Origin of the sequence: Stenotrophomonas sp. B1-1 (genome assembly GCF_010894375.1) — a bacterium.
GTDB lineage: Bacteria > Pseudomonadota > Gammaproteobacteria > Xanthomonadales > Xanthomonadaceae > Stenotrophomonas.
The window spans coordinates 26714-51298 of sequence record NZ_JAAIUZ010000004.1 but is presented as its reverse complement, the minus strand read 5'-3'; the positions used below and the strand labels follow the sequence as shown (position 1 = coordinate 51298).

The window sequence follows — 24585 nt, the reverse complement described above, 5'->3', positions numbered from 1 at the left end:
TATCAGCCCAGCAGGTGGGCCACGCCGGAGCGCTCTTCTTCCAGCTCGGCCAGGGTCTTGTCGATGTACTTCTGGCTGAAGTCGTCGATCGGCAGATCCTTCACCAGGGTGTACTTGCCGTTTTCGGTGGTCACGGCGAAGCCGAAGATCACGCCTTCCGGAATGCCATAGGAACCGTCGGACGGCACGCCCATGGTCACCCACTTGCCGTTGCTGCCCAGCACCCAGTCACGCACGTGGTCGATGGCGGCGTTGGCAGCCGAAGCGGCCGAGGACGAACCACGGGCTTCGATGATGGCCGCGCCGCGCTTGCCCACGGTCGGGATGAAGGTGTTGGCGTTCCATTCCTGGTCGTTGATCGCATCGGCGATGGACGCGCCATCGGCGGTGGCGAAACGGTAGTCCGGGTACATGGTCGGGCTGTGGTTGCCCCACACCACCAGCTTTTCCATGCCGCCAACCGGCTTGCCCAGCTTGTTCGACAGCTGGCTCAGCGCGCGGTTGTGGTCCAGGCGCAGCATGGCGGTGAAGTTTTCCGGCTTCAGGTCCGGGGCCGACTTCATGGCGATGTAGGCGTTGGTGTTGGCCGGGTTGCCGACCACCAGCACCTTCACGTCACGGCTGGCGACCTTGTTCAGCGCCGCGCCCTGGGCGGTGAAGATCTTGGCGTTTTCCAGCAGCAGGTCCTTGCGCTCCATGCCCGGGCCGCGCGGACGCGCGCCGACCAGCAGGGCGATGTCCGCGTCCTTGAACGCCACTTCGGCGTCGTCAGTGCCAACCATGCCGGCCAGCAGCGGGAAGGCGCAGTCTTCCAGTTCCATCATCACGCCCTTCAGGGCGGCCTGGGCCTTGTCCACCGGCAGTTCCAGCAGCTGCAGGATGACCGGCTGGTCCTTGCCCAGCATTTCGCCGGAGGCGATGCGGAACAGCAGGGCGTAGCCGATCTGGCCGGCAGCGCCGGTCACGGCAACACGAACGGGTGCTTTCATGGGGGTTTCCTCTTGCTTGCAAGCGTTGGATAGGACGCCGCGGGCGTGGCCACGCAGGCCTGGCGGGCGGCGGGGAACGTGGAAACGGCCACCCGTAGGTGGCCGTTTCAAAGGGGAATCAGGCGGCGAGGATCTTGTTCCACTCGGCCACGCGATCAGCCTTGGCGGCCAGCGCGGCGTCGACATCGCCTTCCAGGGTGATCGAATGGATCACGTCGCCCTGCTTGACCGAATCCACGATGGCCTGGCCTTCCAGCACCTTGCCGAACACGGTGTGGCGGCCGTCCAGCCAATCGGTCTTGATGTGGGTGATGAAGAACTGGCTGCCGTTGGTGTTCGGGCCGGCATTGGCCATCGACAGCGAGCCGACCTCGTGCTTCACGCCGTTGTTGGTTTCGTCTTCGAACTTGTAGCCCGGGCCGCCGGTGCCACGACCCTGCGGGCAGCCGCCCTGGATCATGAAGTCGGCGATCACGCGGTGGAAGATCAGGCCGTCATAGAAGCCCTGCTTGACCAGGTTCACGAAGTTGGCCACGGTCAGCGGCGCCTTGTCGGCGAACAGCTCGACCTTGATCGGGCCCTGGGTGGTGTCGAAAGTGGCGATGAGGGACATGAAGATCCTTGATGCAAAGGGGAACGCGTCTAGCCACCTAGTTTACACCCGCCCCGTGGCGCTGGCGGCTTCGACCATCGGCGCAGCCGCGGCCCCCCGTTCAGGCCCCAGCTGAATGGGGCTGGGGCGGTCCTGCAACATGGGTTTTCGCCAAGCGTCAAGTTAGACGTATAATGTTGGACTTCTTTTTCCAAATCCGGCGCCGACTGGCCCCCTTTCGCATGTCCATCGAAAATCTTCGCAACATCGCCATCGTCGCCCACGTCGACCATGGCAAGACCACCCTGGTCGACCAGCTGCTGAAGCAGTCCGGCACCCTGTCCGAGCGCACCGTCCTCGCCGAGCGCGTGATGGACAGCAACGACCAGGAAAAGGAACGCGGCATCACCATCCTGGCCAAGAACACGGCCATCACCTGGGAAGACAAGAAGACCGGTATCAAGAACCGGATCAACATCGTCGACACCCCGGGGCACGCCGACTTCGGCGGCGAGGTCGAGCGCGTGCTGTCGATGGTCGACACCGTGCTGATCCTGGTCGACGCGATGGACGGCCCGATGCCGCAGACCCGCTTCGTTACCCAGAAGGCCTTCGCGATGGGCTTCAAGCCGATCGTGGTGGTCAACAAGGTTGACCGCCCGGGCTCGCGTCCGGAGTGGGTGATCGACCAGGTCTTCGACCTGTTCGACAAGCTGGGTGCCACCAACGAGCAGCTGGACTTCCCGATCGTCTACGCCTCGGCCCTGAACGGCTATGCCGGCCTGGAAGACACCGTGCGCGACGGCGACATGACCCCGCTGTACGAAGCGATCATGCAGCACGCGCCGAAGCCGGAAGTCGATCCGGAAGGCGCCTTCCAGATGCGCATCAGCCAGCTGGACTACAACAACTTCGTGGGCGTCATCGGCATCGGCCGCATCCAGCGCGGCACCCTGAAGAAGAACATGCAGGTCGCGGTCATCGACCGTGAGGGCAAGAAGCGCAACGGCAAGGTCGCGCAGGTGCTGGGCTTCCTGGGCCTGGAGCGCATCGAGCAGGACACTGCCGAAGCCGGTGACATCGTCGCCATCTCCGGTATTCCGGAGCTGACCATCTCCGACACCCTGTGCCACCCGGACACCCCGGAAGCGCTGCCGGCCCTGACCGTCGACGAGCCGACCATCTCGATGACCTTCCAGGTGAACAACTCGCCGTTCGCCGGCAACAAGGATCTGTCCGGTGGCAAGTTCCTGACCAGCCGCCAGATCAAGGACCGCCTGGACCGTGAAAAGGTCCACAACGTGGCCCTGAAGGTCGAACAGCTGGAAGACGCCGACAAGTTCCTGGTCTCCGGCCGTGGCGAACTGCACCTGTCGGTGCTGATCGAGAACATGCGTCGCGAAGGCTACGAGCTGGCCGTGTCGCGCCCGGAAGTGATCATCAAGGAAATCGACGGCCAGATGATGGAGCCGATCGAGCAGCTGGTGGTGGACATCGAAGAAGTGCACCAGGGCGGCGTGATGGAAAAGCTGGGCACCCGCAAGGGCCAGCTGAAGAACATGGAGCCGGACGGCAAGGGCCGCGTGCGCCTGGAATACTCGATCCCGGCCCGTGGCCTGATCGGCTTCCAGAACGAATTCAAGACCCTCACCCAGGGTTCGGGCCTGCTGTTCCACGTGTTCGACCACTACGGTCCGAAGGAACAGGGCGCCATCGCCAAGCGCATCAACGGCGTGATGATCGCCAATGCGCCGGGCGTCACCCCCGCCTACTCGCTGGGCCCGCTGCAGGAACGCGGCAAGCTCTTCGCTGCTGAAGGCGACAACGTGTATGAAGGTCAGCTGGTCGGTATCCACTCCAAGGACAACGACCTGACCGTCAACGCCATCAAGACCAAGCCGCTGACCAACATGCGCGCTTCGGGCAAGGACGATGCGATCCAGCTGACCCCGGCGATCAAGTACTCGCTGGAACAGGCCCTGGACTTCATCGAAGACGACGAGCTGGTCGAGATCACCCCGAAGGAGATCCGTCTGCGCAAGAAGTTCCTGACCGAAAGCGACCGCAAGAAGGCTTCGCGCGGCGGCTGAGCCAGCAGACCGTGAGCCAGAACGGCTACAACCCGGATCCGCATCGGCATCCGGGTCTCCATGTCATCGCCCTGCTCGAAGCGAGCAAGGCGATGCTGGCGTTGTTGGCCGCGACCGGGCTGGAAATGCTCGGTCCGCAGCCGCTTCGCGACGGGGTCAATGCCCTGATCCGGCGTTTCAGTCTGGACCCGGATCACGGCACCCTGCCCTCGCTGTTGAACATGATCAGTCCCGACGCGGTGCATCTGGCCGCGGCGGCGATGATCGGCTACGGCCTGCTGCACCTGGTCGAAGCCTGGGGCCTGTGGAAGGCCAAGGCCTGGGCCTCGTGGCTGGGCTGCCTGACCGCCTCCATCTACCTGCCCTTCGATATCTACGCGATCATCCGCCACCCGGGCTGGGCCTCGGGCAGCGTACTGGCCATCAACCTGGTGGTCGTCTACGTGCTGGCGCGCGACTTGCGCAAGCGCAAGCGCTGAGCAGCGGCTAGACTGGCCGCCGGAGCCTCGCACGCCCAGCCATGCGCCTGTCCCTGCCGACCCTGCCCAGCTGTCTGATCCTCGTCCTGGCGGCCCTGTCCAGTGCAGGCTGCAGCGCGCCCGCGCCCAGCGCCCATGCCGCCGAACCTGCGGCCAGCAGCGCCCCCTTCCCCTACGCCGAAACCGATGTGGCCGACCTGCAGGCGCGCATGGTGTCGGGCGAACTGGACAGCGTCACCCTTACCGGTGCCTACCTGCAGCGCATCGCCGCGCTGGACCGCGCCGGGCCGCGCCTGCGTGCGGTCATCGAGCTCAATCCCGATGCCTTGAAGGAAGCCGGCGAGCGTGACCGCGAACGCCGCAGCGGGCGCCTGCGCGGCCCCCTGCACGGCATCCCGGTGCTGCTGAAGGACAACATCAACGCCGCGCCCATGGCCACCAGCGCCGGCTCACTGGCCCTGCAGGGCTTCCGCCCGGGCGATGCCTATTTGGTGCGGCGCCTGCGCGAAGCCGGCGCCGTGGTGCTGGGCAAGACCAACCTGAGCGAATGGGCGAACTTCCGCGATGCCAACTCGGTGTCCGGCTGGAGCGCACGCGGCGGCCAGACCCGCAACCCCTACCGGCTCAGCCATTCCCCCTGCGGTTCCAGCAGCGGCAGTGCGGTGGCCGTGGCCGCCAACCTGGGCAGCGTTGCCATCGGCACCGAAACCGACGGCAGCATCGTCTGCCCGGCCGCGATCAATGGCGTGGTCGGGCTGAAGCCCACCGTCGGCCTGGTCAGCCGCGAGGGCATCATCCCGATCAGCTTCAGCCAGGACACGGCCGGACCGATGACCCGCAGCGTGGCCGATGCGGCCGCCGTGCTGACCGCCATTGCCGGTCGCGATGCGGCCGATCCGGCCACCGCCACCATGCCCGGCCGGGCGGTCTACGACTACACCGCCCGGCTGGACCCGGACGGCCTGCGCGGCAAGCGCATCGGGCTGCTGCAGACACCGCTGTCGCAGTACCCCGGCATGGCCCCGCTGATGCAGCACGCGGCGGCCGAACTGCGCCGCGCCGGCGCCGTGGTGGTGCCGGTGCAACTGCCCAACGCCGGCGCCTGGGCCGACGCCGAGCGCCTGGTGCTGCTGTACGAGTTCAAGGCCGGGCTGGAGCGCTACTTCGCCACCTACCACGCCCCGCTGCGCAGCCTGTCCGAACTGATCGCCTTCAACCAGGCCAACCGCGGGCAGGAACTGGGCCGCTTCGGCCAATCGCTGCTGGAGGAAGCCAACGCGACCCCGGGCCTGTCCGACCCCGCCTACATCCGCGCGCGCAGCGATGCCCGGCGCCTGGCGGGCCCGGAAGGCATCGATGCGGCATTGGCGGCACAACAGTTGGACGCGCTGGTCGCGCCCACCACCGGCACCGCCTGGCCGCTGCGCAGCCGCGGCGACGATTTCCCTGGCGAGAGCTACAGCGTGGCCGCCGTGGCCGGCTACCCCAGCCTGACCGTGCCGATGGGGCAGATCGATGGCCTGCCGGCGGGCCTGCTGTTCATGGGCACCGCGTGGAGCGAACCCAAACTGATCGAAATGGGCTATGCCTACGAACAGCGCACCCGCGCGCGCAGGCCGCCGCACTTCGATACCGATGCCCTGATCGACACCGGCGATCCCTGATCGCGCCATGCCGCTGCGCGCGTTGGGCATGGCCCGGCGCTACCGGTCCGGCAGCGATTCCACCGGCACGATGGCGGCCTCGCCATCCTCGGCACCGGGCGAACGCACATCGGCGGTACGCGCGCGTGGCCCACGCGGCATGTCCATCTCATCATCCTGGTGCAGCCGTGCGCGCACCTGCGGCAGCGCCTGCGGGTGTTCACGGGCCAGGAAATCCAGCATGCGCTCGCGCACCAGGCAGCGCAGATCGAACGCGTCGCCGGAATTGCGCGCACTGACCAGCAGACGCACCTGGATCGCCCGTTCGCTGGTCTCGGTCACCTGGGTCACGCAGACACGGCCATCCCACAGCGCCTCGCCGCGACAGATGCGCTCCAGCTCGGTACGGATCGCCGCGATCGGCGCGCGATAGTCCAGCCACAGGAAGGCCGTGCCGAGCAGATCGGCGCTGCGTCGCGTCCAGTTCTGGAACGGGTGCTCGATGAACCAGGTCAACGGCACCACCATGCGCCGCTCGTCCCAGATGCGCACCACCACGTAGCTGCTGCCGATCTCTTCGATGCGGCCCCACTCACCTTCCACGATCACCACGTCATCCAGCCGGATCGGCTGGGTGAGGGCAATCTGCAGGCCGGCAATCAGGTTGCCGAACACCGGCTTGGCCGCGATGCCCGCAACCAGACCGATCAAGCCCGCCGACGCCAGCAGCGCGGTGCCGATCTTCTGCACCATCGGGAAAGTGAGCAGCACCAGCGACGCGCCGAGCACGATGATGCCGCCCATCAACACGCGACTGAGTACGCGCGTCTGGGTCTGGATGCGGCGCGCTTCCAGATTGTCGGACACATCGATGGGATGGCTGCGCAGGATCGCGCGCTCGCCGGCCGCCACGCCGCGTACCAGCAGCCAGATGAAGCAGGCCGTCAGGCCGATATGCACGCCACGCAGGACCTGGTCCAGCATGCGCTCGGGCAATGGCGTGGCCTGCAGCGCGGGCACCAGCAGCAACAGCGGCAACGCCATCGCCAGCGGCGGCCCGATCACCCGACCGATGCGCGCGCGCCGCCGGTCGCGCCCGCGCAGGCGGCGATACAGGGCCAGCACGCCCCACGCGGCCAGGCCGCCGAGCAGCAGTGCCGCACCGATCGGCCACAGATAGTCCTGCACATGTTGCCAGCCCACCGCAGCCCCTCGCGCATTGCATGAACCCACAGGGTCGCGCAGGCGGCATGAGCATCACGTTAGCGGGTGGGGTTTGATGCAGGGCCTGCGGCCCTGCACCTGCTGAATCAACGTCAACGTCAACAGCAACGTCAAAAGCGTGCATTCCGCGGGATGGCGGGGTGGGTCCGGTTGCGGGGGACGCCGTAAACCCGTCCATGGGGGCTTAGCCGCGCCATCCATGGCGCGGATACCCCCGCAACCGGACCCACCCCGCCTTCGACAGATTTCCGCGGTCTGGTAGATCCACGCCATGCGTGGATGACTCATTCGAGATCTGACAGAAAAACCGTGTCGACCAAGGTCGACACCTACCAACAGCCCCCCGCGCCAACAGCCGAGTGAACCTGTCAGAGGCGGGGCGGTGTCGCAGTGCGGGGTGTCCGCCGCATGGATGCGGCGGCCAAGCCTACACGGACGTACTTGCGGCGTCCCCGCACTGCGACACCGCTCCGCCCACTCGCGGAAAACCCGCTTTTGCCGTTGACGTTGATTCGGCAGGTGCAGGGCTGCAAGCCCTGCCGAAAAAACCCTTACCGTGCCTGTTCCTGCTTGCGCACGATCGCCATCGCAATTTCCAGCGATTGTTCGTAGTTCAGGCGCGGGTCCACCGTCGAGCGGTAGGCGCGCTCCAGATCGCGCTCGGTCAGTTCACGCGCACCGCCGGTGCATTCGGTCACATCCTCACCGGTCAGCTCCAGGTGCACACCGCCCAGCCGCGTGCCCGCCGCCGCATGCAGATCGAAGGACAGTTCCACTTCGCTGCGCACATTGTCGAAGCGGCGCGTCTTGAAGCCATTGGCCGTGCTTTCGGTATTGCCGTGCATGGCATCGCACACCCACAGCACGCGACGGCCATCGCGCTTCACCGCATCCAGCAGCGGCGGCAGCTTCTCCGCAATCTGCGCCGCGCCCATGCGGTGGATGAAGCTCAGGCGGCCCGGTTCGTCCTCGGGGTTCAGCACATCGATCAGGCGCAGCAACTGGTCCGGCTGCACCGACGGGCCCACCTTGATCGCGATCGGATTGCGCACCCCGCGCAGGTATTCCACGTGCGCGCCGTCCAGCGCCGCCGTGCGCATGCCGATCCACGGGTAGTGCGTGCTCAGGTTCAACCAGCCCTGCTGGCGCGGCACCTGCCGGGTCAGCGCCTGCTCGTAGGGCAGCAGCAGCGCTTCGTGCGAGGTGTAGAAATCAATGCGGTTGAGGTTGTGCACGCGGGCCCCGGCCAGGGTTTCCATGAAGTGCACGGCGTCGCCGATCGAGGCCACCATCTTCTGGTACTCGGCAGCCAACGGCGAATGCCGCACCCAGTCCAGGTTCCAGTACTCGGGGTGGTGCAGATCGGCGAAGCCACCATCGATCAGCGCACGCACGAAGTTCATCGTCATCGCCGAATGCGCGTGGGCCTGCAGCATCCGCTTCGGGTCCGGCAGCCGCGCCGCTTCGGTGAAGGCCGGCGCGTTGATCACATCGCCGCGGTAGCTGGGCAGGGTCACGCCGTCACGGGTCTCGGTGTCGGCCGAGCGCGGCTTGGCGTACTGGCCGGCAAAGCGCCCCACGCGGATCACCGGCTGGCGCAGGCCGTGCACCAGCACCAGGCTCATCTGCAGCAGCACCTTCAGCCGGTTGGAAATCGTGCCTGATTCGCAGTCGCTGAAGTTCTCGGCGCAATCGCCACCCTGCAGCAGGAAGCGCTTGCCTTCCTGCGCGTCGGCCAGCTGCTGCTTCAACGCCAGGATCTCCCAGGACGTCACCAGCGGCGGCAGGCGCTTGAGTTCGTGCAGGGCGGCATCCAGCGCCACCGGGTCCGGGTAGGTCGGCATCTGCAGCGCGGTCTTGCCGCGCCAGCTTTCCGGCGACCAGGCAGCGCCCACGGCGGCGGTGGCAGGGTCAGCGGCAGGCGGAACGGCGGACAGGCTCATTGCGGACATCCGGAGGAACAGGAGGGGGACGTTCATGGTCGCAGAGGGCGCGGCTGACGCAAAGCACCAGGCCCGGGCCGGCCAGCTGAACGGCGCAGAAAGCGCATGCCGATCCGCCACAACCGGCATGCCCACAGCGCCCCGGGCAGGCGCATGATCCGCACTCAGTTGTTAGGAAGTAACACTTCCCGTCATGGACCGGCCTCCCCTCCCTTCGACCCCATCCCGACCATGAAGCCCTCCCCGCTCGCAACGGCTGTCACCCTCGTCCTGGCCCTGGCCAGCCTGCCCACCGTCGCCCTGGCCGCCGACAGCGCGTCCCGGGCCGTGAAAGACCTCGACGTGGTCACCGTCAGCGCCCAGCTCGACCAGGCGCGCAACGCGCTCTCCCCGGATATCGGCAGCAGCCAGTACCAGATCACCGCCGAGGACATCCAGAAACAGCCGCTGGGCGCCGCAGCGCCGCTCAGCCAGGTGCTGCTGCAGGCCCCGGGCGTGGTCCAGGACTCCTACGGTGGCGTGCACGTGCGCGGCGACCACGCCAACCTGCAGTACCGGATCAACGGAGTACTGCTGCCCGAATCCATCTCCGGCTTCGGCCAGACCCTGGATGCGCGCACGATCAAGAGCATCCGCCTGATGGACGGCGCCTTGCCGGCCCAGTTCGGCGAGCGCACCGCCGCGGTGGTCGACATCACCACCCGCAGCGGCGCCGAGTTGGGCAATGGCGGCAGCGCCGGCATCACCACTGGCTCGTACGGCAAGGTGAACCCCAACGCCTCGTGGTGGGGCAGCCAGGGGCGCTGGAGCTGGTTCCTGACCGGCAACTACGACCAGAACGAGGTCGGCCTGGAAAGCCCGACCAACGCCCGCCGGCCGCAGCATGACGACACCCACCAGGGCAAGGCCTTCGCCGACCTGACCTACCTGGTCAACGACAACACGCGCCTGAGCCTGTTCGCCGGCTTCGCCAACAACCGCTTCCAGATTCCGGTCAACCCCGGCCAGGAACCGCAGTTCGGCTATCTGGACACCACCACCTTCGACTCCAGCCAGCTGGACGAAACCCAGCGCGAGACCACCCGCTTCGGCATGCTGGTGCTGCAGGGCAACCTGGGCGACACCGCCTACCAGCTCTCGGCTGGCCAGCGTTACAGCGATGTGGGCTTCAATCCCGACGTCGCCGGCGACCTGGTATTCAGCGGCGTCGCCTCGCAGGTACAGCGCAGCAACCGCGCCAGCACCGTGCAGGCCGATTTCTCCACCCCGCTGGGGATGAACCACACCCTGCGCTATGGCCTGTACGGCAACCACGAAGATGCGCGCGCCAGCAACGCCAGCTGGGTGTTCCCGGTCGATGCGCAAGGCCAGCAGGCCAGCACCACGCCGCTGCAGATTGCCGATGCCAACGCATTCACCGCACGCACCGCCGCCCTGTACGTGCAGGACGAATGGCGCATCGGTGACGACTGGACCGTGAACTACGGCCTGCGCGGCGACCGCTACACCGCCTTCGGCCATACCGAAGGCCAGTTGAGCCCGCGCCTGGGCGTGGTCTGGAACGCCAGCGACAGCACCACCGTCCACGCCGGCTACTCGCGCTACTTCACGCCACCGGCCAGCGAACTGATCGGCAGCACCGACATCGCCCTGTACGACGGCACCACCAACGCACAGCCTGCCGGCGGTACTACCACGCCGCTGGCCGAGCGCAGCGATTACTACGACATCGGCGTTTCGCAGCAGGTCGGCGATCACCTCACCCTGGGCCTGGATGCGTACGACCGCCGGGTGGACCGTCTGCAGGACGAAGGCCAGTTCGGCGCGGCCTACATCTATTCCACCTTCAACTACCGCCGTGGCCATATCCGCGGACTGGAATTCAGCGCCGACTACAGCAACGGGCCGTTCAGCGCCTACTTCAATGCGGCACTGAGCAAGGCGCTCGGCACCGACGTCATCACCGGCCAGTACAACCTGGATCCAGACGCGCTGGCCTATGCGGCCCAGCACTGGATCCACCTGGACCACGACCAGCGGCTGACCTCGTCCGGCGGCTTGAGCTACGCCTTTGCCGGGCACAACCGGGTGGGTGCGAACTACGTATTCGGCAGTGGCCTGCGCTCTGACACCGACACCGTGCCCAATGGCGGCGAACTGCCGTCGTACCTGCAGGTGAACCTGAGCGCCGGGCACGATTTCAACGCCGACAGCGGCCACCCGCTGCACGTGCAGCTGGCGGTGATCAATGCGCTGGATCGCAGCTACCAGCTGCGTGACGGCGATGGCGTGGGCGTGTTTGCCCCACAGTGGGGCCCGCGCCGCGGCGCCTACCTCAGCCTGCAGCAGGACTTCTGAGCAGACAGGAGCCGGACAGGGGTCGGATCCCTTTGCGCAGCAAAGGGCTCTGACCCCATTCCCGACCCCATTCACGGTGCGGGGTCAGATCCCTTTGCTGCGCAAAGGGATCTGACCCCGCTTGTCTCTCAACGCACTACCTTGCGCAGCGACACCACCAGCGCCCACACCGCCAGCAGCGCGAACCACACGCCCGACCACATCGGCATGGTCAGGCCCAGGAAGCTCCAGTCGATGTTGCCGCAGTTGCCGGTGCCGGTCAGCACCGTGCGGAACACTTCCAGCGGCCCCATGGTCTCGCTCAGGAAGCTCAGCGGCGGGCCGCAGGTTGCGCCCATTTCCGGCGGCAGCAGCTGCACGTACACATGGCGCGCGGCAATGCCGAACCCGACAGCGGCGGCGATGAAGGCGAGAATCCCGTAGGTCGCCCGGCCCGGGCGGTTCGACGGCCCATGCAGGGCGCCAATCAGGAACAGCAGCCCCAGGGCGGCGAAGGCCAGGCGCTGGAAGATGCACAGCGGACAGGGCTCCAGCCCCATCTTCAGCTGCAGGAAGATGGCAAAGCCCAGCAGGCCTGCGCAGATCAGGAAGCCCAGGAAAAACTGGGCGCGGAAGGGCCAGCGCAGTGGATTCATCGTCAACGCTCAAGTGATCAGGCGCCAAGCGTAACCGAGAGCGCGCGCCGTTCGAACCGCTGCAGGCCACGCTTGTCGGAACGGTGTGGGTCAGATCCCTTTGCGCAGGCAAAGGGCTCTCACCCGTTGCGCGGCGATCATGGGGTCAGAGCCCGTGCCTGCGGCACGGGATCCGACCCCGGAAACGCAAAAGCCCGGCAGTCGCCGGGCTTTCGCTGTGTCGCGTTGGAGCGGTCCGATTACTCGGCCACTGCCTCGGCCACGGCCGGACGGTCAACCAGCTCGACGTAGGCCATCGGTGCGTTGTCGCCAGCGCGGAAGCCGCACTTCAGCAGACGCAGGTAGCCGCCCGGACGGTTCGCGTAGCGCGGGCCCAGGATGGTGAACAGGTTGCCCACGGCTTCGTTGTCGCGCAGACGGGCGAAGGCCAGACGGCGGTTGGCGACGGAGTCGACCTTGGCCAGGGTGATCAGCGGCTCGGCAACGCGGCGCAGTTCCTTGGCCTTCGGCAGGGTGGTCTTGATCAGCTCGTGCTTGAACAGCGAGGCAGCCATGTTCTTGAACATTGCTTCGCGGTGGGCGCTGGTGCGGCTGAACTTACGGCCAGACTTCTGGTGACGCATGGTGGAATTCCTTGATTAATGATGAGGCGTTGTGGATCGATGTCGCCTTCCTGGCGTTGCTGCACGGACTGCGGATGGTCCTGGTCATCCGTCCTGGACGACCTGCCCGCGAACCTTCGGTTCGTCGTGGCGTGTTTCGTAAACCGGTTGAAGGCTCCACCGCGAACGGTGGAGCCTTCAGGTACAGCAGGGGGCTGTATCAGCCCAGCATGCCGTGGCTGGCGACACCGGCCGGCGGCCAGTTTTCCAGCTTCATGCCAAGCGACAGGCCACGCTGGGCCAGCACTTCCTTGATTTCGGTGAGCGACTTCTTGCCCAGGTTCGGGGTCTTCAGCAGCTCCACTTCGGTCTTCTGGATCAGATCGCCGATGTAGTAGATGCTTTCCGCCTTCAGGCAGTTGGCCGAACGCACGGTCAGTTCCAGGTCGTCGATCGGGCGCAGCAGCACCGGATCCACGCCGTTGTTGGCCGGCTTGGCCGCACCGCGGTCGCGGTGGGTGAAGTCACCGAACACCGACAGCTGGTCGCTGAGGATGTCGGCGGCGGTGCGCACGGCTTCCTCGGCGTCGATGGTGCCGTTGGTCTCGATATCGATGACCAGCTTGTCCAGGTCGGTACGCTGTTCGACACGCGCCGCTTCCACGGCGTAGGCGACACGGCGGACCGGCGAGAACGAGGCATCCAGGACCAGGCGGCCGATGGCACGGGTTTCTTCGTCCGGACGACGACGCGCGGCAGCCGGCTGGTAGCCGAAACCACGTTCGATCTTCAGACGCATGTTGATCGCCGTATCCTTGGTCAGGTGGCAGATCACATGTTCGCCGTTCAGGATCTCCACATTGTGGTCGACCTTGATATCGGCAGCGGTGACAACGCCCGGGCCCTGCTTGGACAGGGACAGGGTGGCGCTGTCGCCGGAGTGCATACGGATGGCCACGTCCTTCAGGTTCAGCAGGACTTCGAGCACGTCCTCCTGCAGACCTTCGACCGTGGTGTACTCATGCAACACGCCGTCGATTTCGACTTCCGTGATGGCGAAGCCCGGGATGGACGACAGCAGCACGCGACGCAGGGCGTTGCCCAGCGTATGCCCGTAACCCCGCTCCAAAGGTTCGATAACGACCTTTGCACGGGTGTCGGTAAGGCGTTCGATCTGCGGACCGCGAGGACGCAGAACCTGGTTGGCGGTAACCGTCATGTTGCGGGTTCTCCTAGTGAACCCCCGGCCGTCGCCGGGGGCTCTCCAATGTGAATTACTTCGAATACAGCTCGACGATCAGCGCTTCGTTGATGTCCGCAGGCAGGTCCGAACGATCCGGAACAGCCTTGAAGATGCCGGTGAACTTACCGGAATCCACTTCGACCCACGACGGGCTCAGGTCATGCTGGGCGGCGACGGTCAGGGCTTCCTGGACGCGCAGCTGCTTGGCAGCCTTTTCCGACAGAGCGATGGCGTCGCCAGCCTTGACCTGGTACGAAGCCAGGTTGACCGACTTGCCGTTCACGGTGACGCCGCGGTGCGACACCAGCTGACGGGCAGCCGGACGGGTCACGGCGAAGCCCATGCGGTAGACGACGTTGTCCAGGCGGGTTTCCAGCAGCTGCAGCAGGTTCTCGCCGGTGTTGCCCTTCTTGGTCGAGGCCTTCTTGTAGTAGTTGCGGAACTGACGCTCCAGCAGGCCGTAGATACGCTTGACCTTCTGCTTTTCACGCAGCTGGGTGGCGTAGTCGGACAGCTTGCCCTTACGGGCAGTGGCGCCGTGCTGGCCGGGCTTCTGCTCCAGCTTGCACTTGGAGTCCAGCGCACGCGCCGGGCTCTTCAGGGACAGGTCGGCGCCTTCGCGACGGGCGAGCTTACAGGTAGGACCGATATAACGAGCCATTTCTTATCGCTCCCTTTAGACGCGACGCTTCTTCGGCGGACGGCACCCGTTGTGCGGGATAGGCGTCACGTCGATGATGTTGGTGATCTTGTAGCCGACGTTGTTCAACGAACGCACGGCCGACTCACGGCCCGGACCCGGGCCCTTGATGCGGACTTCCAGCGACTTCACGCCGTAGTCCAGCGCAGCACGACCGGCCTTTTCGGCAGCCACCTGGGCTGCGAACGGGGTCGACTTGCGCGAACCGCGGAAGCCAGCGCCACCGGAGGTCGCCCACGACAGAGCGTTGCCCTGGCGGTCGGTGATGGTCACGATGGTGTTGTTGAACGAAGCGTGGACGTGGGCAACGCCATCAGTGATGACGCGCTTGATCTTCTTCTTGGTCTTAGCAGCGGGCTTAGCCATTTGTCAGTCCCTTACTTCCTGATCGCCTTGCGCGGACCCTTGCGGGTGCGGGCGTTGGTACGGGTGCGCTGGCCACGCAGCGGGAGGCCACGACGGTGACGCAGGCCGCGGTAGCAGCCCAGGTCCATCAGGCGCTTGATCGCGATACCGATCTCACGGCGCAGATCGCCTTCCACGATGTACTTGCCGACTTCGGCGCGCAGGCGCTCGATTTCCGGCTCCGACAGATCGCGGATCTTGGTGGTCGAAGCAACGCCTGCGACTTCGCAGACCTTCTTCGAACGGGTACGGCCGATGCCGTAAATGCTTTGCAACCCGACCCAGACGTGCTTCTGGGCTGGCAGGTTGACGCCTGCAATACGCGCCATGACGCGGTTCTCCAGCTGAGTGATGGCCGACAGCGCACCGTAGGCGCGCCAATCCGGCAGGATGGATCAAAAAGTGAACTAGCGATACTAACAAGGTTCCGGTTTACATGGAAGCCCGTGAAACCATTGGTTTCATGAACCCGGCCTGGGGAGTGTGCCCAGGCTCCGGCGCCGGATGGGGTTGGACCTGGAGTTTCCTCCGGGGCCGCCCGCGCTACTCCTGCGCGGGACCACCTCATCACACCCCCACCCGGAACCGCTGCGGGGGCCGCCCTTCGTTTGTGTGGCCGGAGTCCGCGAAGCGGAGGGACCATCACGTCAGGAAGACGAAAGTATAACAGGCTGATCAGCCGCGAGCAAAGCCGCCGCGGTTGCCGCCCTTCAGGTTGGCCTTCTTCAGCAGGCTCTCGTACTGGTGCGACATCAGATGCGCCTGCACCTGGGCGATGAAGTCCATCACCACCACCACCACGATCAGCAGCGAAGTACCACCGAAGTAGAACGAGGCGTTCAGCTGCGTGCGCATCAGTTCCGGCAGCAGGCAGACGATCACCAGGTAAGCCGAACCGGCTGCGGTCAGGCGGGTCAGCACGCCGTCGATATAGTCGGCGGTGGCCTTGCCCGGACGGATGCCCGGAATCAGCGCGCCCGACTTCTTCAGGTTGTCGGCGGTTTCCTGCGAGTTGAACACCAGCGCGGTATAGAAGAACGCGAAACCGGTGATCAGCGCAGCGAACACGATCATGTGCAGCGGCTCGCCCGGGCCCAGGGCATTGGCGACCTTCTGCAGGATCTGGCCAAAGGTGCTCTGGTTGGCAGCCTGGCCGGCCCACATGGTCAGCGTGGCCGGGAAGGCCAGCAGGCTGGAGGCGAAGATGGCCGGGATCACGCCCGCCATGTTCAGCTTCAGCGGCAGGAACGAGGTCTGGTTCATGTACGCGTTGCGGCCGCCCTGGCGACGTGCGTAGTTCACCGTGATACGGCGCTGGCCGCGTTCGACGAACACCACGAAGAAGGTGAAGGCCAGCACCACGATGGCGATCAGCAGCAGCTGGATGAACTGGATGTTGCCGTCGCGATAGGCATCGAAGGTATGGATGACCGCGGTCGGCAGGCCGGCGACGATGCCGGCGAAGATGATCAGCGACACACCGTTGCCGATGCCGCGCTCGGTCACCTGCTCACCGACCCACATCAGGAACATGGTGCCGGCGGTCAGCGCGATCACGGCGGTGAGCACGAAGCCCATGCCCGGTGCGTAGACGACCGGAGCGCCCGACGGCGAGACCTGGCCCTGCAGGGCCAGGGCGATCGAACCGCCCTGCACCACTGCCAGCAGCACGGCGCCGATGCGCGAATACTGGGTGATCTTGCGGCGGCCGGACTCACCTTCCTTCTGCATCGCCTTCAGCGCGGGGAAGATGTGGACGGCCAGCTGCATCACGATCGATGCCGAAATGTACGGCATCACGTTCAGCGCGAAGATGCTGAAACGGTGCAGGGCGCCGCCCGAGAACATGTTGAACATGTCCACGATGCCGCCGCCCTGCTGTTGCATCATGGCAAGCATGGCATCGGGATTGACGCCCGGCACCGGCACGTAGCAGCCAATGCGATAGACGATCAAAGCCCCGACGACGAACAGCAAACGTTGGCGAAGTTCAGTGAACTTGCCCATTCCGCCCGCGAGGTTACCGATGCCAGCTTGCGCCATGATTTTCTTACTCCGTTACGCTGCCGCCGGCAGCTTCGATCGCGGCCTTGGCACCAGCCGTGGCAGCAATACCCTTCAGGGTGAACGCCTTGGTCACTTCGCCCTTGACGACGACCTTGGCCTTCTTGGCAGTGCTCGGGACCAGCTTGGCAGCACGCAGGGCGGCGAAGTCGATCTCGCCGGCCGGCAGCTTGTCCAGCGCGTACAGCAGCACTTCAGCGGTGTCCTTGGCGATCGGCGAACGGAAGCCGATCTTCGGCAGACGACGCTGCATGGGGGTCTGGCCGCCTTCGAAGCCAGCCTTGATCTTGCCGCCACCCTTACGGGCGAACGAACCCTTGTGGCCGCGGCCGGCAGTCTTGCCCAGGCCCGAGCCGATACCGCGACCGACGCGGGTGCGCTCGGTGCGGGCGCCCGGTGCCGGGCTCAGTTCATTGAGACGCAGAGTCATGATCGATTACTCCTCAACCTTGACGAGGTAGTGAACGGTGTTGATCAGACCGCGAACCTGCGGGCTGTCCTTCAGTTCACGCACATCGTTGAGCTTGTTCAGACCCAGAGCACGCACCGACAGACGGTGACGCGACTGAGCACCACGCAGGCCGCGCACCAGGCGCACCTTCACAGTCTTGTTGGACTCATTAGCCATGGTTGAGTTCCTCCACCTTCTTGCCGCGCTTGGCCGCGATGCGAGCCGGCGACTGCGCTGCAGTCAGGCCCTTCACGGTGGCACGCACCAGGTTGATCGGGTTGCGCGAACCGGTGGCCTTGGCCAGCACGTTCTTCACGCCCACCGCTTCCAGCACGGCGCGCATGGCACCGCCGGCGATGACGCCCGTACCTTCCGAAGCCGGCTGCATGAACACGCGTGCAGCGCCGTGGCCATCCTTGATGGTGTGCCACAGGGTGCCGTTGTTCAGGTCAACGCTGACCAGGTTCTTGCGAGCCTGTTCCATCGACTTCTGGATGGCGACCGGCACTTCGCGCGCCTTGCCATAGCCGAAACCGACCTTGCCTTCGCCGTCGCCGACCACGGTCAGGGCGGTGAAGGTGAACTGGCGACCGCCCTTGACGGTCTTGCTGACGCGGTTGACCGCGACCAGCTTTTCAATCATGCCGTCGTCGACTTTCTCTTCGCGGTTGCGGTCGCGATCGCGACCCCGCTGCTGACGTTCTTCTGCCATCTTGATTCCTTGGTTGTTTGGGTATGTACGGCTCGGGGCCGCTTATGGTTGTGGAGTACCGCGTTGTTCCGGTGGGCCGCTGCAGAAGAACGGCGCCGTCCAGCCTCGCTCAGGCTGGCGAGCAGGCGGGCAGGAGACGAACGTCCCCTGCCCTGACCTCTTAGAACTGCAGGCCGGCTTCGCGGGCGGCGTCAGCCAGGGCCTTGATGCGGCCGTGGTAACGGTAACCCGAACGATCGAAGGCAACCTTCTCGATGCCAGCGGCCTTGGCGCGCTCGGCAACGATGCGGCCAACCTTGGCAGCGGCGTCGGCGTTCTTGCCGTTCTTCAGGCCGTCCTTGACGTCGGCCTGGGTGGTGTTGGCAGCAGCCAGCACCTTGGAGCCGTCGGCGGTGAAGACCTGTGCGTACAGGTGCTGGCCGGTGCGCAGCACCGACAGACGGGCCACACCCAGCTCGCGGATGTGAGCACGGGTCGACTTGGCGCGACGCAGGCGGGCGATGTTCTTGTTCATGATGTGTTTTCCTTGAAAGCTGAAGGTCAGGCTTTTCCCTGGTGAGGGACTCGCGCTTAGGCCTTCTTGGCTTCCTTACGGATGATGACTTCGTCGGAGTACTTCACGCCCTTGCCCTTGTACGGTTCCGGCTTGCGGAACGCACGGATCTTGGCGGCAACTTCACCAACGACCTGCTTGTCGGCACCCTGGACCAGGATCTCGGTCTGGGTCGGGGTGGAGATGGTGATGCCTTCCGGAGCAACGAACACCACCGGGTGCGAGAAACCGAGCGACAGGCTCAGGTCCTTGCCCTGCATGGCAGCACGGTAACCCACGCCGACCAGCTCCAGCTTGCGCTCGAAGCCTTCGGAAACACCCTTGACCATGTTGGACAGGATGGCGCGGACGGTACCGGTCAGCGGGATCAGATCCGCATTCTCGGTGCTCAGGGTGGCAACGCCGTTCTCGACGTTGATGGCAATGCCGGCCGGCTTCGGCAGCGACAGGGTGCCCTTCGGGCCCTTGACGGTGACGGATTCGGACTGGACGTTCAGTTCAACCTTACCCAGGTCGACGGGCTTCTTGGCTACGCGGGACATATTCTTACTCCTCTCGCCTTAGGCCACGAAGCACAGGACTTCGCCGCCGACGCCCAGCTGGCGCGCCTGCGCATCAGTCATGATGCCCTTGGAGGTGGAAATGATGGAGATACCCAGGCCGTTCATGACCTTCGGCAGTTCGCTCTTGCCACGGTACTGGCGCAGGCCCGAACGCGAGAAGCGCTTCAGGGTCGCAATGACCGGCTTGCCTTCGAAATACTTCAGCACGATTTCCAGCTCGGACTTGTTGTTTTCCAGCTGGGTCACGCGCAGGTCGGTGATGTAACCCTCGTCCTTCAGGACCTGGGCGATCGCAACCTTGATCTTGGACGACGGGGCTTTCACCGTCTGCTTGCCAACCGCGGCCGCATTCTTGATGCGGACCAGCAGGTCGGCGATGGGATCAGTCATGCTCATATGAGTACCTTTGAGTGCACCGATATCCGCTTTCGCGAAAATCTGTTGTCTCCTGGAAACGGGCCAGGTCCCTTCTTGCGGCAGGCCAATGGCCTACCCCTACAACCCCGCTCGCGCAGGGCAAGACGCGGGAGTATACGCCAAAAGAGCCCGACTTGCGCCGGGCTCTTCGGGTTTTTTTGCTTGGGCAAGCCTGAATGCCTGCCCTGACCTGTTCAGGAACCCCCGGAGGGGTTCCTGATCGCAGGACCGGCTGGGATTACCAGCTGGCCTTGCGCAGGCCCGGCACGTCGCCGCGCATGGTGGCTTCACGCAGCTTGTTGCGGCCCAGGCCGAACTTGCTGTAGACGCCACGCGGACGGCCCGACAGCTCGCAACGGTTGCGCTGGCGGCTCGGCGACGAATCGCGCGGCAGCTTGGCCAGCTTGGTTGCGGCTTCGATCTTCTCTTCGTAGCTCGACTCCAGCGAGGAGACGATCTTCTTCAGAGCGGCACGCTTGTCGGCGTACTTCTTGGCCAGCTTTTCCCGCTTGATGTCGCGGTTGACCATGGAGGTCTTTGCCATTTCGGTATCCTCGACGAATCAGTTACGGAACGGGAACTTGAACGCTGCCAGCAGCGCCTTCGCTTCCGCGTCGGTCTTCGCAGTGGTGGTGATGGCGATATCCATGCCGCGGATCGCGTCGACAGCGTCGAAGTCGATTTCCGGGAAGATGATCTGTTCCTTCACACCCATGTTGAAGTTGCCGCGACCGTCGAAGGAACGACCGGAAACACCACGGAAGTCGCGCACGCGCGGCAGCGAGATGTTGATCAGGCGGTCCAGGAACTCGTACATCTTGTGGCGACGCAGCGTGGTCTTGCAGCCAATCGGCCAACCATCACGGATCTTGAACGACGCAACCGAGATACGCGACTTGGTGACAACCGGCTTCTGGCCGGAAATCTTGGTCATGTCGCCGACGGCGTTTTCCAGGATCTTCTTGTTGGTGGCCGCTTCGCCGACACCCATGTTCAGGGTGACCTTGACCAGCTTCGGCACTTCCATCGGATTGGTGTAGCCGAACTGCTTCATCAGCGCCGGCACCACTTCTTCCTTGTAAAACTTTTCGAGACGGGAAGTCATCTTCACATTCCTCAGGCGTCGAGCGCCTCACCGCTGGAGCGGAACACACGCAGTTTGCGTCCATCCTCCAGCACCTTGAAGCCAACGCGTTCGCCCTTGCCCGAAGCCGGGTTCAGCACATTCACGTTGGAGATATGGATCGACGCTTCACGCTCGACCACGCCGCCGGCAACGCCTGCCTGCGGATTCGGCTTGGTGTGGCGCTTGACGATGTTCACGTTGGCAACGACCACGCGGTCGCCGTCGACGCGAAGCACTTCGCCACGCTCGCCCTTGTCCTTGCCGGCATTGACGACAACCTGGTCGCCCTTCTTGATACGGTTAGCCATGATTATCTCCTGTCGCTCACAGCACTTCGGGAGCGAGCGAGACGATCTTCATGAACTTCTCCGAACGAAGTTCACGGGTCACCGGCCCGAAGATACGGGTACCGATCGGCTCCTGCTTGTTGTTCAGCAGAACGGCAGCGTTGCCGTCGAAGCGGATCAGCGAGCCGTCGGCGCGACGCACACCCTTGCGGGTACGCACCACGACGGCGTCATACACTTCACCCTTCTTGACCTTGCCGCGCGGAATCGCATCCTTCACGGTGACCTTGATGATGTCGCCGATACCGGCGTAACGGCGCTTGGAACCACCCAGCACCTTGAAGCACATCACCTGCTTGGCACCCGAATTGTCCGCGACGTCAAGGTAGCTCTGCATCTGGATCATGATTCAGACTCCTTATTCAGCCGCACGCGTGATGACTTCCACCACGCGCCAGTTCTTGGTCTTGGACATCGGAGCAATCTCGGTCACGCGGACGACATCGCCTTCCTTGCAGGCGTTGTCGGCATCGTGGGCGTGCAGCTTCGTCGAGCGCTTGATGTACTTGCCGTACAGCGCGTGCTTGACCTGACGCTCAACCAGGACGGTAACCGTCTTGTCCATCTTGTTGCTGACGACACGGCCTTCGACCGTGCGCAGCGCCTTGTTTTCAGTATTGTCGCTCATAGCGGCCATCCTTACTTCGTGCTGCCGAGCAGGGTCTTGACGCGAGCAATCTCGCGACGGACCCGGCGGATGTCGTGGGTCTTCGGCAGCTGGCCGGTGACCTGCTGCATACGGACAGAGAACTGTTCCTTACGCAGGTCGATCAGGTGGGCCTTGAGTTCGTCAGCCGACTTTTCACGGAGAGTTTTGATATCCATCAGCGCACCGTCCGGGTCACGAAAGTGGTGGTGACCGAGAGCTTGGCGGCGGCCAGGCGGAATGCCTCGCGTGCCACTTCTTCGGTAACACCCTCGATTTCATAGATCATGCGGCCGGGCTGGATCTGGGCCACCCAGTATTCCACGTTACCCTTACCCGAACCCATTCGAACTTCGATGGGCTTCTTGGTGATGGGCTTGTCGGGGAACACACGGATCCACATCTTGCCGCCGCGCTTGACGTAGCGGCTGATCGAGCGGCGGGCCGCTTCGATCTGGCGCGCGGTCAGCTGACCGTGGGCGGTTGCTTTCAGACCGTACTCGCCGAAGCTGACAGCGTTGGCGCTCCAGCTCAGGCCTTCGTTACGGCCCTTGTGTACCTTGCGGTACTTGGTTCGCTTGGGTTGCAACATTGTCGTTACCTCGCTTCACGAGCCGGGCGCTGACGGTCACCGCGGTCGCCGCGATCGTGACGATCGTTGCGCGACGGGGTGTCGTCCTGCTTTTCCTGGCCAACCTGGGAGAAATCGAAGACTTCGCCCTTGTAGATCCAGACCTTGATGCCGATGATGCCGTAGGTCGTCTTGGCTTCAGCGAAGCCATAGTCGATGTCGGCACGCAGGGTGTGCAGCGGCACGCGGCCTTCGCGGTACCACTCCGAACGGGCGATTTCTGCACCGTTGAGGCGGCCACCGACGTTGACCTTGATGCCCAGGGCACCCAGGCGCATCGCGTTGCCGACCGAGCGCTTCATTGCGCGGCGGAACATGATGCGACGCTCCAGCTGCTGGGCGATCGACTCGGCAACGAGCTGCGCGTCCAGTTCCGGCTTGCGCACTTCGGTGACGTTGATGTGCGCCGGGACGCCCATCATCTCGCTCACTTCCTTGCGCAGCTTCTCGATGTCCTCACCGCGCTTGCCGATCACCACGCCCGGACGGGCGGTGTGGATCGTCACGCGAGCGGTCTTGGCCGGACGCTCGATCAGGATCTTGCTGATGCCGGCCTGAGCCAGCTTCTTGCGCAGCATGTCGCGCACTTTCAGGTCGGCTGCCAGGTAACCAGCGAACTCGGCCTTGTTGGCGTACCACTTGGAGTTCCAGTCCTTGGAAATACCCAGGCGGATACCAATCGGATGAACTTTATGACCCATGGTCTTTTCCTTATCCGCTTACTTGCCGGCGCCCACAACCACAGTGATGTGGCTGGTGCGCTTGAGGATGCGGGTACCGCGGCCTTTCGCCCGCGCCATGAAACGCTTCAGGGTCGGACCTTCATCAACCATGATGGTCTGAACCTTCAGCTCGTCGACGTCGGCGCCCTGGTTGTTCTCGGCGTTTGCAATAGCCGACTCCACCACCTTCTTGATCAGGTGGGCAGCCTTCTTGTCCGAGAACTTCAGCAGGTTGACCGCACGCTCGGCCGGCAGACCGCGCACCTGGTCAGCGACCAGACGAGCCTTCTGCGGGGAGATGCGCGCAGTGCGCAGGATGGCTTTCGCTTCCATTGTCATCTCTCCTTACTTGCCCGACTTCTTGTCACCACCGTGACCCTTGAAGGTCCGGGTGATGGCAAATTCGCCGAGCTTGTGGCCGACCATGTTCTCGTTGACGAGAACCGGGATGTGGTTCTTGCCGTTATGCACGGCAATGGTGATGCCTACCATGTCAGGCAGGATCATCGAACGGCGCGACCAGGTCTTGATCGGCTTCTTGCTGCCCGCAGCGGCCTCCACCTTCTTGACGAGGTGGTGATCGACGAACGGGCCCTTCTTGAGTGAACGTGCCATGGTCGATTAGCCCCTACGATCGCGGACGATGAACTGCTGAGTGCGCTTGTTATGGCGCGTCTTGTAACCCTTGGTCGGAACACCCCACGGGGTGACCGGGTGCGGGTTACCCTGGCCGGCCTTCGCCTCACCACCACCGTGCGGGTGGTCAACCGGGTTCATGGCAGCACCACGAACGGTCGGGCGGACGCCGCGCCAACGCTTGGCACCGGCCTTGCCCAGCTTTTCCAGGCTGTGCTCGTCGTTGCCGACTTCACCGATGGTGGCGCAGCACTCGACCGGAACCTTACGCATTTCACCCGAGCGCAGGCGCAGGGTGGCGTAGATGCCTTCGCGGGCAACCAGCTGCACGGCCGCACCAGCGGCGCGGGCGATCTGAGCGCCCTTGCCGGGCTTCAGTTCGATGCAGTGGATGGTGGTACCGACCGGGATGTTGCGCAGCGGCAGGGTGTTGCCAGCCTTGATCGGGGCGTCCGAACCAGCGATCACCTGATCACCAGCCTTCAGGCCCTTCGGGGCGATGATGTAGCGGCGCTCACCGTCGACGTAGCACAGCAGGGCGATGTGGGCGGTGCGGTTCGGATCGTATTCGATGCGTTCCACGCGCGCCGGGATGCCCAGCTTGTTGCGCTTGAAGTCGATGATGCGGTAGTGCTGCTTGTGGCCACCACCGACGTGACGCACGGTGATGCGGCCGTGGTGGTTACGACCACCCGAGCGGCTCTGCGACTCGACCAGTGCGGCGTGCGGAGCACCCTTGTGCAGGTCGGGAGTAACCACGCGCACGGCCGAACGGCGGCCGGGAGAAGTGGGCTTGAATTTCATCAATGGCATG

The 24585-nt window shown here is 64.6% G+C and carries 32 protein-coding genes; 4 read left to right on the top strand and 28 right to left on the bottom strand.

Annotation, left to right across the window (positions count from 1 at the left end; translation table 11 throughout):
- Positions 1-2: 2 nt before the first annotated feature.
- Together G4G00_RS02265 and G4G00_RS02260 are read right to left on the bottom strand one after the other, a co-directional pair.
- Positions 3-989 carry a malate dehydrogenase gene (locus G4G00_RS02265; RefSeq protein ID WP_108748672.1) on the bottom strand — a complete coding sequence of 329 codons (987 nt, stop codon included), beginning with the start codon at positions 987-989 and terminating at the stop codon, positions 3-5.
- Between the two features lie 118 nt (positions 990-1107).
- Positions 1108-1602, bottom strand: coding sequence for a peptidylprolyl isomerase (locus tag G4G00_RS02260; RefSeq protein ID WP_108748671.1), 495 nt, complete (start codon positions 1600-1602; stop codon positions 1108-1110).
- 221 nt (positions 1603-1823) lie between these two features.
- Here G4G00_RS02260 and typA point away from each other — a divergent pair, with 221 nt between their 5' ends.
- The 3 genes from typA to G4G00_RS02245 are packed head-to-tail and all read left to right on the top strand — an operon-like array spanning position 1824 to position 5814.
- Complete coding sequence (gene typA, locus G4G00_RS02255; RefSeq protein ID WP_108748670.1) at positions 1824-3671, top strand: translational GTPase TypA; 1848 nt, start codon at positions 1824-1826, stop codon at positions 3669-3671.
- A gap of 11 nt (positions 3672-3682) precedes the next feature.
- Positions 3683-4150: a DUF2127 domain-containing protein gene (locus G4G00_RS02250; protein ID WP_108752281.1), complete on the top strand. Its 468-nt coding sequence runs from the start codon at positions 3683-3685 to the stop codon at positions 4148-4150.
- Positions 4151-4191: 41 nt separating this feature from the next.
- A complete protein-coding gene (locus tag G4G00_RS02245; protein ID WP_108752280.1) occupies positions 4192-5814 on the top strand; it encodes an amidase in 1623 nt (540 codons plus the stop codon).
- Positions 5815-5853: 39 nt separating this feature from the next.
- On the opposite strand, the gene G4G00_RS02240 is transcribed toward G4G00_RS02245, so the two are convergent.
- Together G4G00_RS02240 and G4G00_RS02235 are read right to left on the bottom strand one after the other, a co-directional pair.
- Positions 5854-6996 (bottom strand): mechanosensitive ion channel family protein, encoded by a 1143-nt coding sequence (locus G4G00_RS02240; protein ID WP_108752279.1) that lies wholly within the window; start codon positions 6994-6996, stop codon positions 5854-5856.
- Positions 6997-7568: 572 nt separating this feature from the next.
- The gene (locus G4G00_RS02235) at positions 7569-8960 is read right to left on the bottom strand and encodes a 3-deoxy-7-phosphoheptulonate synthase class II (protein WP_108748666.1); all 1392 of its coding nucleotides are present in this window, start codon (positions 8958-8960) and stop codon (positions 7569-7571) included.
- A gap of 231 nt (positions 8961-9191) precedes the next feature.
- Here G4G00_RS02235 and G4G00_RS02230 point away from each other — a divergent pair, with 231 nt between their 5' ends.
- Positions 9192-11318, top strand: coding sequence for a TonB-dependent receptor (locus tag G4G00_RS02230; protein WP_164270963.1), 2127 nt, complete (start codon positions 9192-9194; stop codon positions 11316-11318).
- 128 nt (positions 11319-11446) lie between these two features.
- On the opposite strand, the gene G4G00_RS02225 is transcribed toward G4G00_RS02230, so the two are convergent.
- From G4G00_RS02225 to rplB, 24 genes are all read right to left on the bottom strand, one after another.
- Entirely contained in the window at positions 11447-11953 is a 507-nt protein-coding gene (locus G4G00_RS02225; protein ID WP_108752277.1) for a disulfide bond formation protein B, read from the bottom strand.
- 239 nt (positions 11954-12192) lie between these two features.
- The gene (rplQ, locus tag G4G00_RS02220) at positions 12193-12576 is read right to left on the bottom strand and encodes a 50S ribosomal protein L17 (protein ID WP_108748664.1); all 384 of its coding nucleotides are present in this window, start codon (positions 12574-12576) and stop codon (positions 12193-12195) included.
- A gap of 199 nt (positions 12577-12775) precedes the next feature.
- Positions 12776-13774: a DNA-directed RNA polymerase subunit alpha gene (gene rpoA, locus G4G00_RS02215; RefSeq protein WP_010483975.1), complete on the bottom strand. Its 999-nt coding sequence runs from the start codon at positions 13772-13774 to the stop codon at positions 12776-12778.
- 55 nt (positions 13775-13829) lie between these two features.
- Positions 13830-14459 (bottom strand): 30S ribosomal protein S4, encoded by a 630-nt coding sequence (gene rpsD, locus G4G00_RS02210; RefSeq protein ID WP_004145446.1) that lies wholly within the window; start codon positions 14457-14459, stop codon positions 13830-13832.
- 15 nt (positions 14460-14474) lie between these two features.
- On the bottom strand, positions 14475-14864 hold the full coding sequence (gene rpsK, locus G4G00_RS02205) for a 30S ribosomal protein S11 (RefSeq protein WP_042614211.1): 390 nt from the start codon (positions 14862-14864) through the stop codon (positions 14475-14477).
- A gap of 11 nt (positions 14865-14875) precedes the next feature.
- Positions 14876-15232, bottom strand: a complete 357-nt coding sequence (gene rpsM / locus G4G00_RS02200; RefSeq protein ID WP_004145437.1) for a 30S ribosomal protein S13 — start codon at positions 15230-15232, stop codon at positions 14876-14878.
- A 346-nt stretch (positions 15233-15578) separates the two neighbouring features.
- Positions 15579-16946: a preprotein translocase subunit SecY gene (gene secY, locus G4G00_RS02195; protein WP_108752276.1), complete on the bottom strand. Its 1368-nt coding sequence runs from the start codon at positions 16944-16946 to the stop codon at positions 15579-15581.
- A 7-nt stretch (positions 16947-16953) separates the two neighbouring features.
- Positions 16954-17397, bottom strand: coding sequence for a 50S ribosomal protein L15 (gene rplO, locus G4G00_RS02190; protein ID WP_004154498.1), 444 nt, complete (start codon positions 17395-17397; stop codon positions 16954-16956).
- 6 nt (positions 17398-17403) lie between these two features.
- Positions 17404-17595 carry a 50S ribosomal protein L30 gene (gene rpmD / locus G4G00_RS02185; protein WP_004145412.1) on the bottom strand — a complete coding sequence of 64 codons (192 nt, stop codon included), beginning with the start codon at positions 17593-17595 and terminating at the stop codon, positions 17404-17406.
- Entirely contained in the window at positions 17588-18130 is a 543-nt protein-coding gene (rpsE, locus tag G4G00_RS02180; RefSeq protein ID WP_053448882.1) for a 30S ribosomal protein S5, read from the bottom strand. Before rpsE ends, rpmD begins: the two co-directional genes overlap by 8 nt.
- Positions 18131-18290: 160 nt before the next feature.
- The gene (gene rplR, locus G4G00_RS02175; protein WP_093817438.1) at positions 18291-18644 is read right to left on the bottom strand and encodes a 50S ribosomal protein L18; all 354 of its coding nucleotides are present in this window, start codon (positions 18642-18644) and stop codon (positions 18291-18293) included.
- 56 nt (positions 18645-18700) lie between these two features.
- Complete coding sequence (rplF, locus tag G4G00_RS02170; RefSeq protein ID WP_108752275.1) at positions 18701-19225, bottom strand: 50S ribosomal protein L6; 525 nt, start codon at positions 19223-19225, stop codon at positions 18701-18703.
- Between the two features lie 18 nt (positions 19226-19243).
- Positions 19244-19642: a 30S ribosomal protein S8 gene (rpsH, locus tag G4G00_RS02165; protein WP_005408210.1), complete on the bottom strand. Its 399-nt coding sequence runs from the start codon at positions 19640-19642 to the stop codon at positions 19244-19246.
- A 259-nt stretch (positions 19643-19901) separates the two neighbouring features.
- The gene (gene rpsN, locus G4G00_RS02160; RefSeq protein ID WP_108748659.1) at positions 19902-20207 is read right to left on the bottom strand and encodes a 30S ribosomal protein S14; all 306 of its coding nucleotides are present in this window, start codon (positions 20205-20207) and stop codon (positions 19902-19904) included.
- Between the two features lie 18 nt (positions 20208-20225).
- Positions 20226-20768: a 50S ribosomal protein L5 gene (rplE, locus tag G4G00_RS02155; RefSeq protein ID WP_004145361.1), complete on the bottom strand. Its 543-nt coding sequence runs from the start codon at positions 20766-20768 to the stop codon at positions 20226-20228.
- 11 nt (positions 20769-20779) lie between these two features.
- Positions 20780-21097: a 50S ribosomal protein L24 gene (rplX, locus tag G4G00_RS02150; protein ID WP_108748658.1), complete on the bottom strand. Its 318-nt coding sequence runs from the start codon at positions 21095-21097 to the stop codon at positions 20780-20782.
- Positions 21098-21113: 16 nt separating this feature from the next.
- Positions 21114-21482 carry a 50S ribosomal protein L14 gene (rplN, locus tag G4G00_RS02145; protein WP_010483978.1) on the bottom strand — a complete coding sequence of 123 codons (369 nt, stop codon included), beginning with the start codon at positions 21480-21482 and terminating at the stop codon, positions 21114-21116.
- A gap of 12 nt (positions 21483-21494) precedes the next feature.
- Complete coding sequence (rpsQ, locus tag G4G00_RS02140) at positions 21495-21764, bottom strand: 30S ribosomal protein S17 (RefSeq protein WP_004145355.1); 270 nt, start codon at positions 21762-21764, stop codon at positions 21495-21497.
- Between the two features lie 11 nt (positions 21765-21775).
- A complete protein-coding gene (gene rpmC, locus G4G00_RS02135) occupies positions 21776-21961 on the bottom strand; it encodes a 50S ribosomal protein L29 (RefSeq protein ID WP_004154487.1) in 186 nt (61 codons plus the stop codon).
- Complete coding sequence (gene rplP / locus G4G00_RS02130; RefSeq protein ID WP_025879305.1) at positions 21961-22374, bottom strand: 50S ribosomal protein L16; 414 nt, start codon at positions 22372-22374, stop codon at positions 21961-21963. Before rplP ends, rpmC begins: the two co-directional genes overlap by 1 nt.
- A gap of 5 nt (positions 22375-22379) precedes the next feature.
- Positions 22380-23114: a 30S ribosomal protein S3 gene (gene rpsC / locus G4G00_RS02125; protein ID WP_005415414.1), complete on the bottom strand. Its 735-nt coding sequence runs from the start codon at positions 23112-23114 to the stop codon at positions 22380-22382.
- A gap of 18 nt (positions 23115-23132) precedes the next feature.
- Positions 23133-23468: a 50S ribosomal protein L22 gene (rplV, locus tag G4G00_RS02120; RefSeq protein WP_080375339.1), complete on the bottom strand. Its 336-nt coding sequence runs from the start codon at positions 23466-23468 to the stop codon at positions 23133-23135.
- 12 nt (positions 23469-23480) lie between these two features.
- Positions 23481-23750, bottom strand: coding sequence for a 30S ribosomal protein S19 (rpsS, locus tag G4G00_RS02115; RefSeq protein WP_005415413.1), 270 nt, complete (start codon positions 23748-23750; stop codon positions 23481-23483).
- 6 nt (positions 23751-23756) lie between these two features.
- Complete coding sequence (rplB, locus tag G4G00_RS02110) at positions 23757-24584, bottom strand: 50S ribosomal protein L2 (protein ID WP_108748657.1); 828 nt, start codon at positions 24582-24584, stop codon at positions 23757-23759.
- Between the last annotated feature and the right edge of the window lies 1 nt (position 24585).